This is a genomic window from Methylobacterium indicum (genome assembly GCF_017347565.1).
In the GTDB taxonomy this organism is placed as follows: Bacteria; Pseudomonadota; Alphaproteobacteria; order Rhizobiales; family Beijerinckiaceae; genus Methylobacterium; species Methylobacterium indicum.
The window spans coordinates 4,361,326-4,374,208 of record NZ_AP024145.1 but is presented as its reverse complement, the minus strand read 5'-3'; the positions used below and the strand labels follow the sequence as shown (position 1 = coordinate 4,374,208).

Below are 12,883 nucleotides of genomic sequence, written 5' to 3'. Positions count from 1 at the left end.
CCCGATCATATGTTATCGAAACACTCACGGCGGTACGCCGTATAGACTGTGGAGATACGCAGATGGCGGATAATAAGCAGCAGTCTCAGTCGCACAATACTGATGATACCACTCGCCACAACCACAAGAATCCCGATGCGCCGAACCAGGGCACCGTCCAGCACTCGGATGACGGCCGCCTGAAGGAGAACCGCGACAAGGGCATCCATCGCGGCGACAAGGAGTAGTCGCCCCTCGCCTCCCGTCGGTCGCAGCCGCGATGGGCAAGCGGCCGACGGGGAATTGAGAGATTGCGGGATCTCCGGCTTCGAACCGGAGCGAGAGGGCCGCCGCGAGGCGGCCCTCTCTCGTTACGCGTCCGCCGGGCGGCCGTCGCTCCATGGGCGCAGCGGGCCGGGGATGCGGAAGTCCCGCGGGACAGCGAAGTCGCGGGCAGCGCCGCGCGCGGCGGAGAGGCCGCCGGGGAAGCCGCTGCGGTGGTGGTACTCGTAGGTTCCGGGCGGCGGCAGCCGCTTGTCGGCCGTCAGCCCCTGGACGCAGACGATGTCGGCGAGCGTCACCCCGGCCACCGCCGCGGTGGCCAGCGCCAGGGTGCCGGCGCGGGGATTGTCGTCCTCGAAACCGGTCGCCAGGGTGGCGAGATCGAGGGCGTCGCCTGCGACCCGTCCCCAGATCCACGGCGTCGGATCGTGGCTCATCAGGATCGCCGCGCCGGTGGCGACCTCGCGGGCGCCGTAGGCCTGGATCAGGGCCTCGCGGCCCTCCATCCCGAGCGCCCGGCACAGGGCCCGGGGCGCCAGGATCTCGGCGAGGCCAAGGCCGATCGAGAACCAGCCGAGGCCGCGGGCGAGGGTGTCGTGCGCCGAGCGGGCGCGGGGGTTCACCGTGCGCTTCATGCTCATGGCCGGGTCCTCACGGCTTGATCACCACCTTGATGCAGCCGTCCTGCTTGTCGCGGAACGTGCGGTACATCTCCGGCCCCTGCTCCAGGCCGACCGTGTGGGTGATGACGAAGGACGGGTCGATCTGCCCCTCCTCGATCCGCCGCAACAGGTCGTCGGTCCAGCGATTGACGTGGGTCTGGCCCATTCGGAAGGTCAGGCCCTTGTTCATCGCCGCGCCGAACGGCACCTTGTCGATCAGGCCGCCATAGACGCCGGGAATCGACAGCACGCCGGCCGGGCGGCAGGCCATGATCATCTGGCGCAGCACGTGCGGCCGGTCGCTCTCCAGCATCACCGCCTGCTTGGCGCGGTCGTAGATCGCGTCGAGCGAGGTGGTGGCGTGCGCCTCCATCCCGACCGAATCGATGCACTTCTCCGGCCCCTTGCCGTTCGTCATGTCGTTGAGCTTGGCGACGACGTTCGATTCCGCGTCGAGGTCGATCGTCTCGGCGCCGCCGGCCCGGGCCATGGTCAGGCGCTCGGGCACCCGGTCGATGGCGATGACGCGCTTGGCCCCGAGCAGGATCGCGGAGCGGATCGCCATCTGGCCGACCGGGCCGCAGCCCCAGATCGCGACCGTGTCCTCCGGCTGGATGTCGCACTGCACCGCCGCCTGCCAGCCGGTCGGGAAGATGTCGGAGAGAAACAGCAGCCTCTCGTCCGGGATGCCGCCCGGCACCTTGATGTGGGTCGCGTCGGCGAAGGGCACCCGCAGGTACTCGGCCTGGCCGCCGGCATAGCCGCCGGTGAGGTGGGTGTAGCCGAACAGGCCCGCGGTGGTGTGGCCGAAGGCGGCCTCGGCGAGCTTGGCGTTGCGGTTGGTGCGCTCGCAGACCGAGAAGTTGCCGCGCCTGCATTGCTCGCACTGGCCGCAGATGATCGTGAACGGCACGACGATCCGGTCGCCGACCTTGAGAGTCTTGTTGTCCCGCCCGACCTCGACCACCTCGCCCATGGTCTCGTGGCCCATGATGTCGCCCGACTTCATGCCCGGCATGAAGTGGTCGTAGAGGTGCAGGTCGGAGCCGCAGATGGCGCAGGCGGTGACCTTGATGATCGCGTCGCGCCCGTCCTCGATCGTCGGATCGGGGACCGTGTCGCACCGGATATCCGCGGTGCCGTGCCAGACGAGGGCCTTCATGCCGATCGGTCTCCGAGGCGCGTGCCGCGGAGAGGCCGGGATTGGCGGACCGCGCACGGGCCGCCCCGGCCCGGGTACATATACCCCCTACCGGTAAGCGGCGATGCCCGGACAACCGATCAGGGGTGGGCCTGTTCCTTGAACGGCCCGCGGGATTCCCGTCGTCGGATCGGTGAGGGGCTCGGAGTCCGGGTTCGGCAGCCCGGCTTCAGCGCGGCCGGGGCGCCGCGCCGCCGCGGCGCAGTTCCAGGGTGGCCCAGCCCTCGATCAGCCGGCGCCGGCGCAGGCGGAAGCCTTGCGCCGCGTAGGCCGAGAGCACGCCCGGCACGTCGCGGGGAATCAGGCCCGAGAGGACCAGCGTACCGTCCGTCGCCACCGCGCGGGCGAGGCTGGGGGCGAGGCCGCGCAGCGGCCGGGCCAGGATGTTGGCGAAGACGAGGTCGTAGCCGCGGGCGACGCGGGCGAGCGGGTGGCGCAGGCCCGGCGCCTCGTAGAACGCCATCAGATTGGCCATGCCGTTGAACGCGGCGTTGGTGCGTGCGGTGGCCACCGCCTCCGGGTCGAGGTCGCCGGCGATGACCCGGGTGTGCAGCAGGCGCGCGGCGGCGAGCCCCAGGATGCCGGTGCCGGTGCCGACGTCGAGGACGCGGTGGGGCCGGCGGCGCTTCACCTCGTCGACGAGGGCGAGGAGGCAGCCGAGCGTGGTGCCGTGGTGGCCGGTGCCGAAGGCGAGCGCCGCCTCGATCTCGATGGGCAGGTCGTTGGGCTGCACCCGGCCGCGGTCGTGCGAGCCGTGGACCAGGATGCGGCCGGCGCGCACGGGCTTCAGCCCTTCCAGGGAGGCGCGGACCCAGTCCTGCTGGTCGATCGCCGCGAAGACCGCCTCGTCGGCGGCGTCGCCGAGGATCGGGCGGATCAGCTCGCGCACCGCCTCCTCGTCGGGCTCCTCGGAAAAATAGGCTTCGAGGTGCCAGGTCTTGCCGTCCTCGGCCTCGAAGGCGGCGACGGCCGTCTCGGTCGGGTCGAAGACCTCGCCGATCAGGTCGGTCATGGCGCGGGCCGCGCGCTCGCTCGTATCGAGACGGAGCACGTGGGTCGGGCGGTGGGGCGGCAGGCCTTCGAGCATGCCCGCGCCCATAGCATCCGCGCCGGCCGCCGTCACCGCCCCGTCACGCCCCTCCGGCATGACGGCGCCGCAGCCGGACCCCCGGCCGCCCCGGCCCGGTGTGGCGTCGACGACACAGTCGCCCTGCCCCTACGGAAGATCCGCATCTTCCGACGGAACCGCGGCAGCGGGTCGACGTTCATAGCGGCGCCGGTCGCCAGAAGCCGGCCGTCGAAGGATCGTGCGATGCGTACCCGACTCCGCGAGCAGGTCGAGCCGGAAGTTTCCGCCGAGACCGCTCAAGCCCCCGCCCGGCTCGTCCCCTCACGGGATGCCTACGGACGGGATGCTGCCCCCTGGCGCCGCGCGGCGCCGCTCACCGCCGAGGATACGGCCCTGCCGGGCCGCATGCTCATGCTGCTCAGCCGGCTCCATCGGAGCGAGCTGGAACTGAAGGCGCAAGCCGAGCAGGCCGACGCCGCCGGCCAGGGCGCCTGACCTGGACCACCTCCCGCAGGGCCCCGGGCGACCGCGCGACGGTCACCCGGGGCCCGCGCGGCAAAGCCGCGTGAGGCCCGGCCGTCAGGCGCCGAGGCGCGAGCCCAACCGGGCATCCGGGACGTAGCCGCGGTTCCAGGTCGGGCTGATCACCACCTCGTTGAGGCAGACGTGGCGCGGGCGCGTCGCCACGAACAGGATCAGCGCCGCCATGTCGTCGGGCTGGAGCATGCGGGCGCGGTCCTCGGGCGTCACCGGTACCGGGCGCTTGTCGAGGATCGGGGTCGCGACCTCGGCCGGGCACAGAACCGTCGAGCGGATGCCGTTGACGCATTCCTCCATGTTGATGCTGTGGCTCATCGCCACCACGGCGTGCTTGGCCGCCGTGTAGGCGGGCCCGCTCACCGGGCTGACGAAGCGCCCGGCCCAGGAGGCGGTGTGGATCAGCACGCCGTCGCCCTGCCGGCGCATCAGCGGCAGCACCGCGAGCGAGGCGTAGAAGGCGCTCGACAGGTTGGCGGCGATCACGTCCTGCGCGCCCTCCGGCGACAGGGCATCCCAGCGCCGCTCGCGCACGTTGCTGCCGGCATTGCTCACCAGCACGTCGATGCGACCGAAGCGCCGCTCGATGCTGCCGACGATGGCGCCGACCCGGCTCGCGTCGGTCACGTCGCCGACCTCGACCTCCGCTTCGCCGCCCTCGGCGACGATCCGTGCCGCGAGGGCCCGCAGCGGCTCCTCCCGGCGGCCGGTGAGCACCACCCGGGCGCCCGCCCCTGCGAGGGCCAGGGCCGCCGCCTCGCCGATGCCGCTGCCCGCGCCCGTCACCCAGGCGATCTTTTCCGCGAGCGGCTTGGTCACGTGTCGGTCCGTCATGTCGGTCTCCTCCCGTCGCCGGCGGCGTCGCATTCGCGCTCCCGCCCGCGGACCTGTCTGCCAAGCCGGCGGCGTTCGACGCAAGGGCGGGATGGGAGATGGCGCGCCTCCTGCACGGGACGAGAGCCGGAGGATCGAAGATCCCGCGCACGAGGATGATGCGATCGAATCAATAGCCCGGAGAGCCTGTTTGATCGACGCATCCCGTCGATCTGGCGCCAACATTGCCGCTTCCCTGCGTCATCCTGGGGCCGCGCAGCGGAACCCGGGATGACGATGGAGGGTTTTGTCTCGAATTTGGTAATCAACCAGCCTCTTGGAGACCGGTTGACTGCTATCGTTGTTTTGCAAATTTTTTATAAGCACCGCGTCGTTCCGGAACCGCGCAGCGGAGCCCGGAACGACGATGAGGGTCTGAAGATCCCTTGTCTGATCGAGCAGGTTCTCGGAACAGGGGCACCCCCGCACGCTTCCCGGTCGCCCCTCCCGCACACGGAGGCGGGAAAGCCGGCACGATCGAACCGGTGAAACCGGCCTCGTCAGTGCAGGTAGCCGAGGAAGAACAGGATCAGGATGATCGGAATCGGAATGCCGATCAGCCAGAGCAATCCGCCTTTCATCATCGTCGCCTCCATCGCTCCATGATACTCACACGGAGTAACAACGAGACGATTCCCGCTCAGGTTCCGGCCACCGTTAGATCTTGCGGGAGAGGCCACGACCTGGCGCTCGGAGCTTTGCTCACGCGGCTCGCCCAACGCCGTCGGGCCCTGCCGCGACGCCGACCCGGTCGCGCCCGCGGGCCTTGGCGTCGTAGAGCGCCGCATCGGCGCGGGCGATCGCCGCGTGGATGTCGGGGTCGAGGCCCGAGACCATCGCGACGCCGATGCTGACCGTGACCCCGATGGTGCCGCCCGGATGGGTGATCGTCGTCTCGCGCACGGCCGCGCACAGGCGCTCGGCGATCAGCACCGATTCGGCGGCACCGAGGCCGACGAGCAGGACCACGAATTCCTCGCCGCCGAAGCGCGCGACGGTGTCGGAGCCGCGCACCGCCTCCGCCAGCAGGGCGCCGACATGGCGGATCACCGCGTCGCCGGCATCGTGGCCGTGCTCGTCGTTGACGCGCTTGAAGTGGTCGATGTCGATGACGAGCACCGCGGCGCCCCGGCCGCTGCGGCCGATGGCGAAGGCCTCCTCGGCCGGCACGACGAAGCCCCGGCGGTTGAGAAGGCCGGTCAGCATGTCGGTCCCGGCGACCTGGCGCAGGGCCTCGATCTGGCGCCGGTAGAAGGCTGCGACGCGCGTCGAGCGGTCGGTGGCGTCGCTGAGCTGCCGTTCGGCGGTGCCGATCCGCTGCAGGAGCGCGCGTAAGGACGCCGACAGCTCGCGAAATTCCCGGGCGTGGTCGAGATGCGGCAACGTCGTCGCGTCGGGCTCGCGGCCGATCCGGTCGGCCGCGGCGGTCATCTGGCGCAGCGGCGCGGCGATGCCGCGGCCGAGGCACCAGGCCAGGGCGACGCCGACGAGGGCCAGGGCGGCGCCGAGGCCGAGAAGCGGTCGGATCGATTGCTGCACCGGCGCGAGGATCTGGACTTGCGGGCGCGTCGCCACCACGATCCAGCCGAGGGCGGGATCGCCGCCCGCGATCTCGGTCCGCTCGCCCTTGGCCGCCGAGGCGAAACCCGCCCGCACCATCTCGCCGCCGAGATCGACCGAGAAGGTGCCGCTGCCGCGCTCGACCATGCCGCCGGTCAGGGCCGGGCCGAACGGTGCCGCCCCGAGATGGGGTCCGAGGAGCACGCGGCCGCGCCGGTCGAGAACCCAGAGCTCGGTACCGGGCGCGGCCGTCTCGATGAGGCGATTGCGGACCCGGCCCGCCCAGTCCCAGCTCAGGTGACCGCCCAGCACCCCGATGACCGCGCCCGCCGCATCGTGCACCGGGGCCGCGAGGTCGACGAGGCGCAGGGGCTCCGCGCCGGTGCGATGAAGCAGGCGGTTCAGCAGCACCGCCTCGTGCACGTCGCCGACAGTGGGCCGGATCAGGCCGGCCTCGAACCAGGCGCGTCCGTTCAGCGCATCCCCCTCCAGCATCCCTTCGGTGCCGATCCGCACGCGCCCGTCCGCGGCCACGAAGCCGAGCCAGGCGTAGTCCGGCGCCGTCGTCCGCATGGCGGCGAGGACGCCGCGGGCCGCCGAGGGGTCGGCGGTCCAGCGCTCGCGCAAGGGCGCGAGGCCGGCGACGACCTGGATCTCGCGGAAGCGCTCGCGCAGGGTGGCGTCGAGGCTCTCGGCCATGCCGGCGGCCAGGCGGCCGAGGCGATCCTCGGCCAGCCGCACGGCGCTGCGCCGCTCGAGCCAGATCGCCCCGCCCACCGTCGCCCCCACGAGGGCGAGGCAGAGCAGCCCGACCAGGGCGGCGAGCTGATGCTCGAATCGCAGCCTGTTCCTGAACGACAAACGAGGGACCTCCACGACGGAGGTCCGTTCTCTCCGGTCCCTCGAAACGATCGGTGCAGCCGATCGTTCACATTTGAACGATCCCGCCCGTTCGCCGCAGGAAAGCCTAGACCTCCACCGTCGGCAGACGGCCGCGGCTGTGCAGGCGCCGTTCCTGCGCGCCCCGTTCGGCGGCGTCGGTCAGCTGGGTGATCAGGGCGCCGGCGGTGCCGAGGGGGATGAGGAGGAACACCGTGCCGCCATCGGGCCCACTCACCTCGGCCGCCAGGGTATCGCCGCCGTCGATGGTGCTCACGGCGGTGATGCTGGTGATCGAGAGGACCCGGGGTCGTGCGTCGTCGGTCGTCATGTCCGCCACTCCTGCGGCACTCAATGCCACGAAAGCGGCCATCGCCAACGTCTAACATGTGATTGCTGAAGAAACTCGTCGGCTCACGTAGGATCTCGTCCTAAGCCGATTGGCCAAGCGAATCGCCCGCAAGCGAGCGGCCCGTCACGATCCGCACCGGTCACGGCGCCGCACCGGTCACGGCGCCGCGCCGGTCACGGCGCCGCGCAGGCGAGGCCCGCTCCTTCGGCGCGCGGGACCTCCGGATAGGCACAGACCGGGCGCGACCACGCGACCGCCCCGCCGGCATCGCGCTTCGTCGCCACGAGTACGCGCGGCGCCTCGCCGGTCTCGACCCAGCGCTCGAGCGCGGTCAGGGGATCGATCCCGGTATCGGCGATGCCCGGCCCCTCGGTGCCGATGCCGCAATGGTCCATGCCCGGCACCATGAACAGGCGCGCGGTGTCCTTGAGCGCCGCGAGACCGTCCGCCTTTCCGGCGGTTCCCTTGACGAGCGCCTCGTAGAAGGCGACGGTCATGAACGGCGTGACCAGGGAATCGCCCCAGCCGTGATAGATCAGGAGCTTGCCGCCGGCCTCGCGGAACGCCGAGAGGTCGGCGGCCGGGCGTACCGTCGCGCTCGCCGGGTCGTAGGTGGCGGCGTTGTAGACCGGCGCCTGCGGTGCCAGCCGGGCCGGATCGGCGGAAAAATCGAAATCCGTGACCCGGTAGGCCGGCCCGGGCGAGGGCCAGAACGCCATGTAGCGCAGGAAGTCGGCGGCGAAGAGCGGCAGGATCGCCGGCGCGTTGCCCAACCCCGTAAGCCAGCGCGGCCAATGCGCCTCCGAGCCGAGCGGGATGCCGCCCGGATAGAGCGCGCGGCCGGAGGCGTCGGTCGGGCCGGCATACCACTTCTCCAGCACCCCGACCTCGGCCTCGGTCAGGCAGGTCTCCGAGGTGGCGCCGGTGCAGCGGAGCGAGGACGGCTTGAAAGTGCAGTGCCGCGGATCGGCGACGAGGCCGCCCGTCTCCTTCGCCCCGCAGGCGGCGGCGACCGCCTCCGTCACGAGCCTGGCCCGCGGCGTCGTCAGGATCGGCTTGCCGTCCGGGCCGGTATTGGCCTTCGCCACCCAGGCGAAGCTCGTGGCGACGAGGCCGGTATAGTCGAGGGCGGGCGCCCCGCTGATGATCCCGTCGAAGTCCTTGGGGTATCTCAGGGCCTCCATCGCCGCCATGCGGCCGCCGGTGGAGCAGCCGGCGAAGTAGGACTTTTGCTGCGGCCGGTCGTAGAAGGCCCGCACCAGCACCTTGCTGACCCGGGCGGTCTCGGTCACGGCGCGCTGGCCCCAATCCATCCGGGCGACGAGGTCGCCGGCGGCCCAGCGCCCGTCGGCCGAGCCGGTGCCCCAGTGGCCGCCATCCATGGTCGAGGCGGCGTAACCCCGGCGCAGGCCGTAATTCATCGCGTTGGTGAAGCCGGGCGCGTCCGACAGGAGGGTGCCGCAGAAGCCGCCGCAGCCGGTGCCGTAATACTTGCCGTTCCAGTCCTGCAGCGGCAGACGCACCTCGAAGCTGGTCGCCGGCCGCACCGTGCCGAGCACCCGGCAATAGGCCGGCAGGTCGCCGGAGGCCGGGACCTCGGCGGCGGAATGGAGGTTCACCGCCTCGACCTTGAGGTTCGCCAGCGCCGCGCAGTCGCCGGCGAGGGCCGGGGCCGTCGACAGGCCGCCGGCGATCCCGGTCAGGAGCCCCGCCACGATTCCGAAGCTGCGCCGCATCGATCCCTCCCCGCTTTTCGGGGAGCTTAGCGGCAACCCCTTGCGCCGTCGCCAGGGGAATGCGCTACACCGGCCGCCAGAAAACGAGAGATCAGGGCGGGACGCACGATGGCAGGCACCACGGCCGGCGGTGGTTTCGAGGATTTCGGCACCTACGACTACATCGTGGTCGGGGCGGGCTCGGCGGGCTGCGTGCTCGCCAACCGGCTGTCGGCCGATTCCCGTCGGCGGGTGCTGGTGCTGGAGGCGGGCGGGCGCGACAACTGGATCTGGTTCCACATCCCGGCCGGCTACCTCTTCGCCATCGGCAACAAGCGGGCGGACTGGCTGTTCACCACCCAGGACGAGGCCGGCCTGAACGGGCGCCGCCTCGCCTATCCGCGCGGCAAGGTCATCGGCGGCTCCTCGGCCATCAACGCGATGATCTACATGCGCGGCCAGGCCGCCGATTACGACGGCTGGCGCCAGCTCGGCCTGGAGGGCTGGGGCTGGGACGACGTGCTGCCCTACTTCCTCAAGCACGAGGACCACATCGCGCCGCCCAACAGCTTCCACCGCTCCGGCGGCGAGTGGCGGGTCGAGCCGCCGCGGATCCGCTGGGCGATCCTCGACGCGATTCGCGACGCGGCGGAGGCCGCCGGCATCCCGAAGATCCCGGACTTCAACACCGGCGACAACGAAGGCTCGTCCTATTTCCAGGTCAACCAGCGCCGGGGCCGGCGCTGGAGCGCCGCCCGCGGCTTCCTGAAACCCGCGCTGCACCGCCCGAACCTCCGGCTCGAGACCGGCATCCACGTCGAGCGGGTGGTGATCGAGGACGGCCGCGCCGTCGGGGTGGCGTTCGAGCGCGACGGGCGGCGCTACCTCGCCCGGGCGAACGGCGAGGTGGTGCTGTCGGCCGGCGCCGTCGCGACCCCGAAGCTCCTCGAACTGTCGGGCATCGGCGACGGGACCCGGCTCCGGGGACTCGGGGTCGGGGTCGCGCATCACGCGCCCGGCGTCGGCGAGAACCTGCAGGACCATCTGCAGATCCGGCCGGTCTACAAGGTGACGGGGGTGCCCACCCTCAACCTCACATACGCCAACCTGATCAAGCGCGGCTGGATGGGCGTCGAATACGCGCTGTTTCGCACCGGACCGCTCACCATGGCGCCGAGCCAGGTCGGGGTGTTCACCCGCTCCTCGCCCGACTACGCCACGGCGAACCTCGAATACCATTTCCAGCCGCTCTCCCTCGACAAGTGGGGCGAGGGCCTGCACCGGTTCGGGGCGTTCACGGCGAGCGTCTGCAACCTGCGCCCGTCGAGCCGCGGCAGCGTGCATGCGGCAAGCCCCGACCCGCTGGCGCCCCCGGAGATCCGCCCCAACTACCTCTCGACCGAGGAGGACCGCCGGGTGGCGGTCGATTCGCTCAAGGTGACCCGCCGCATCGTCGCCCAGGCGCCGCTCGCCCGCTACCGGCCGGAAGAGCACCTGCCCGGACCCTCGATCGCCAGCGACGCCGACCTGCTGAAGGCGGCGGGCGACCTCGGCACCACGATCTTCCATCCCGTCGGCACCGCCCGGATGGGGGCTGACCACGATGCCGGCGCCGTGCTCGATGCGCGCCTGCGGGTGCGCGGGGTGCGGGGCTTGCGGGTCGCCGACGCCTCGGCGATGCCGCGCATCACGTCCGGCAACACCAACTCGCCGACGATCATGCTGGCCGAGAAGGGCGCCGCGATGATCCTGGAGGATGCCGGGTGAGGCCCTACTCCGCGGCGATCAGCACCGGCGCCGCGGCCGGGCGCCCCTGGGACAGATAGATCAGGCAGGAGCAGCGCAGCAGGGAGGCGAAGTTGCGCACCTCGCCGTGGCGCTCCAGCACCTCGTCGTGCAACTTGGTGGCGAATTTGGCGACGCTGAGACCCTCCTGGCGGGCGATCTCCTCCAGGATGGCCCAGAACGCGGCCTCGAGGCGAAGCGACGTGCAGTGCCCGCCGATCCGCAGCGAGCGCGTCTCGTAGGCATAGCGCTCCGGCGTCTGCTCGGCGAAGATCCGGCACATGGGGGCTCCTCCTGTCTCTGTTCCCCCGAGAGTAGGGAGGTGGAGGCCGGGTCGGCAAGCCGCCGATGCGTCGCGGACGAGACGATCGCGGGGCCGCGATTCCCGGCGCGGCCCGTCGTCGGTTCGCCCGGCCTTCTTCGCGATCTCGACAAGTGCAGCTTCCTCGCTGACGCTGCGTTGAGAACAAAACCCGAGCGGGAGGACACGGATGGCGCAGGAGAGCATGACGGAGGGGCTGATGCGCACGAAGCCCATCGACCGGCTGCGGCAGGACGCCGAGGGCAGCGGCCACGCCCTGGAACGGACCATCGGGCCGCTCAGCCTGATCGGGCTCGGCATCGGGGCGATCATCGGCGCCGGGCTGTTTTCGCTCACCGGCATCGCGGCGGCGGAGAATGCCGGCCCGGCGGTGGTGATCTCGTTCGCCATCGCGGCCATCGGCTGCGCGCTCGCCGGCATGTGCTACAGCGAGCTCGCCAGCATGATCCCGGTCTCGGGCAGCGCCTATACCTACGCCTACGCCACGATGGGCGAGTTCGTCGCCTGGATCATCGGCTGGGACCTCGTCCTCGAATACGCGGTCGGCGCCGCCACGGTCTCGGTCAGCTGGTCGAAATACGTCGCGACCCTGCTCCAGGACTGGGGCATCACGCTGCCGCCGCGGCTCCTGCACTCGCCGTTCGAGACCGTGCAGCTCGCCGACGGATCGAGCGTGCACGGCCTCGTCAACCTGCCGGCGGTGCTGATCCTGTGCCTGATCTCGCTGCTGCTGATGCGGGGCGTGCGCGAATCGACCCGGGTCAACAGCGTGATCGTCGTGGTCAAGGTCGCGGTGGTGCTCGCCGTGGTCGGCGTCGGCCTGTTCTACGTCAAGGCGCAGAACTACGTGCCGTTCATCCCCGAGAACACCGGCACCTTCGGCGAGTACGGCTGGAGCGGCATCATGCGGGCGGCCGGCGTGGTGTTCTTCGCCTATATCGGCTTCGACGCGGTCTCGACGGCGGCGCAGGAGGTGAAGAACCCGCAGCGCACGATGATGGTCGGCATCCTCGGCTCGCTCGCGATCTGCACCGTGCTCTACATCGCCTTCGCGGCGGTGCTCACCGGCCTCGTTCCCTACGCCTCGATGAAGGGCGACGCGGCCCCGGTCGCGACCGCGATCAAGCAGACCCCGTTCCCCTGGCTCCAGACCCTGGTGACCCTCGGCGTCATCGCGGGCTTCACCACCGTGATGCTGGTGCTGCTCTACGGCCAGTCGCGGGTGTTCTACGCCATGGCGAACGACCGGCTGCTGCCGAAGTTCTTCGCGGCGATCCATCCGACCTGGCGCACGCCCTACCGCTCGAACCTGTTCTTCATGGTGTTCGCGGCCTTGCTCGGCGGCCTGACCCCGATCAGCACGCTCGGTCACATGACCAGCATCGGCACGCTGCTCGCCTTCATCATCGTGTGCGCGGGCGTCGTCATCATGCGGCGCACCCATCCGAACGAGCCGCGCGGCTACCGGGTGCCGCTGGTGCCGGTCGTGCCGGCGGCCGGCATCCTGGTCTGCCTCGCGATGATGCTCTCCCTCGACGGCGAGACCTGGCTGCGCCTGGTGGTCTGGCTGGCGATCGGGCTCGCGATCTATTTCGGCTACGGCCGGCGCCACAGCCGGGTCGGCCGCGACGCGGCGCGCTGATCCCCCTCCCCTGGCGGGGCGGGCC

12 protein-coding genes are annotated in these 12,883 nt (G+C 71.2%); 4 read left to right on the top strand and 8 right to left on the bottom strand.

What is annotated here, in order from left to right; all coding sequences use genetic code 11:
- The first annotated feature begins 62 nt into the window (after positions 1–62).
- Positions 63–227, top strand: a complete 165-nt coding sequence (locus tag miv_RS20365) for a hypothetical protein (protein ID WP_207178544.1) — start codon at positions 63–65, stop codon at positions 225–227.
- Positions 228–350: 123 nt separating this feature from the next.
- Here miv_RS20365 and miv_RS20360 read toward each other — a convergent pair whose 3' ends face one another.
- The 3 genes from miv_RS20360 to miv_RS20350 all read right to left on the bottom strand — a co-directional run bounded on the left by miv_RS20360 (position 351) and on the right by miv_RS20350 (position 3,211).
- Positions 351–902, bottom strand: a complete 552-nt coding sequence (locus miv_RS20360; protein WP_207178542.1) for a cyclase dehydrase — start codon at positions 900–902, stop codon at positions 351–353.
- Positions 903–912: 10 nt separating this feature from the next.
- Positions 913–2,085: a zinc-dependent alcohol dehydrogenase gene (locus tag miv_RS20355; protein WP_058617705.1), complete on the bottom strand. Its 1,173-nt coding sequence runs from the start codon at positions 2,083–2,085 to the stop codon at positions 913–915.
- A gap of 208 nt (positions 2,086–2,293) precedes the next feature.
- The gene (locus tag miv_RS20350) at positions 2,294–3,211 is read right to left on the bottom strand and encodes a 50S ribosomal protein L11 methyltransferase (RefSeq protein ID WP_048429899.1); all 918 of its coding nucleotides are present in this window, start codon (positions 3,209–3,211) and stop codon (positions 2,294–2,296) included.
- 225 nt (positions 3,212–3,436) lie between these two features.
- Here miv_RS20350 and miv_RS20345 point away from each other — a divergent pair, with 225 nt between their 5' ends.
- Positions 3,437–3,688, top strand: a complete 252-nt coding sequence (locus miv_RS20345; protein ID WP_058617704.1) for a hypothetical protein — start codon at positions 3,437–3,439, stop codon at positions 3,686–3,688.
- 84 nt (positions 3,689–3,772) lie between these two features.
- On the opposite strand, the gene miv_RS20340 is transcribed toward miv_RS20345, so the two are convergent.
- The 4 genes from miv_RS20340 to miv_RS20325 all read right to left on the bottom strand — a co-directional run bounded on the left by miv_RS20340 (position 3,773) and on the right by miv_RS20325 (position 9,130).
- Positions 3,773–4,549 carry an SDR family oxidoreductase gene (locus miv_RS20340; protein WP_048429898.1) on the bottom strand — a complete coding sequence of 259 codons (777 nt, stop codon included), beginning with the start codon at positions 4,547–4,549 and terminating at the stop codon, positions 3,773–3,775.
- 756 nt (positions 4,550–5,305) lie between these two features.
- A complete protein-coding gene (locus tag miv_RS20335; RefSeq protein WP_058617703.1) occupies positions 5,306–7,024 on the bottom strand; it encodes a sensor domain-containing diguanylate cyclase in 1,719 nt (572 codons plus the stop codon).
- A 106-nt stretch (positions 7,025–7,130) separates the two neighbouring features.
- Positions 7,131–7,373, bottom strand: coding sequence for a hypothetical protein (locus tag miv_RS20330; RefSeq protein WP_207178540.1), 243 nt, complete (start codon positions 7,371–7,373; stop codon positions 7,131–7,133).
- A gap of 194 nt (positions 7,374–7,567) precedes the next feature.
- Positions 7,568–9,130, bottom strand: coding sequence for a tannase/feruloyl esterase family alpha/beta hydrolase (locus miv_RS20325; protein ID WP_207178538.1), 1,563 nt, complete (start codon positions 9,128–9,130; stop codon positions 7,568–7,570).
- Positions 9,131–9,238: 108 nt separating this feature from the next.
- Between miv_RS20325 and miv_RS20320 the strand changes: the two genes are divergently transcribed.
- Positions 9,239–10,876, top strand: coding sequence for a GMC family oxidoreductase (locus tag miv_RS20320; RefSeq protein WP_207178536.1), 1,638 nt, complete (start codon positions 9,239–9,241; stop codon positions 10,874–10,876).
- 4 nt (positions 10,877–10,880) lie between these two features.
- On the opposite strand, the gene miv_RS20315 is transcribed toward miv_RS20320, so the two are convergent.
- Entirely contained in the window at positions 10,881–11,177 is a 297-nt protein-coding gene (locus tag miv_RS20315) for a ribbon-helix-helix domain-containing protein (RefSeq protein ID WP_207178534.1), read from the bottom strand.
- 208 nt (positions 11,178–11,385) lie between these two features.
- Between miv_RS20315 and miv_RS20310 the strand changes: the two genes are divergently transcribed.
- On the top strand, positions 11,386–12,858 hold the full coding sequence (locus miv_RS20310; RefSeq protein ID WP_244748620.1) for an amino acid permease: 1,473 nt from the start codon (positions 11,386–11,388) through the stop codon (positions 12,856–12,858).
- Positions 12,859–12,883 lie beyond the last annotated feature (25 nt).

Excerpts from the sequence above, each read along its gene's own strand:
- miv_RS20365 (WP_207178544.1), top strand. The coding sequence starts at position 63 with ATGGCGGATAATAAGCAGCAGTCTCAGTCGCACAATACTGATGATACC.
- miv_RS20360 (WP_207178542.1), bottom strand. The coding sequence starts at position 902 with ATGAGCATGAAGCGCACGGTGAACCCCCGCGCCCGCTCGGCGCACGAC.
- miv_RS20355 (WP_058617705.1), bottom strand. The coding sequence starts at position 2,085 with ATGAAGGCCCTCGTCTGGCACGGCACCGCGGATATCCGGTGCGACACG.
- miv_RS20350 (WP_048429899.1), bottom strand. The coding sequence starts at position 3,211 with ATGCTCGAAGGCCTGCCGCCCCACCGCCCGACCCACGTGCTCCGTCTC.
- miv_RS20345 (WP_058617704.1), top strand. The coding sequence starts at position 3,437 with ATGCGTACCCGACTCCGCGAGCAGGTCGAGCCGGAAGTTTCCGCCGAG.
- miv_RS20330 (WP_207178540.1), bottom strand. The coding sequence starts at position 7,373 with ATGACGACCGACGACGCACGACCCCGGGTCCTCTCGATCACCAGCATC.
- miv_RS20325 (WP_207178538.1), bottom strand. The coding sequence starts at position 9,130 with ATGCGGCGCAGCTTCGGAATCGTGGCGGGGCTCCTGACCGGGATCGCC.
- miv_RS20320 (WP_207178536.1), top strand. The coding sequence starts at position 9,239 with ATGGCAGGCACCACGGCCGGCGGTGGTTTCGAGGATTTCGGCACCTAC.
- miv_RS20315 (WP_207178534.1), bottom strand. The coding sequence starts at position 11,177 with ATGTGCCGGATCTTCGCCGAGCAGACGCCGGAGCGCTATGCCTACGAG.
- miv_RS20310 (WP_244748620.1), top strand. The coding sequence starts at position 11,386 with ATGGCGCAGGAGAGCATGACGGAGGGGCTGATGCGCACGAAGCCCATC.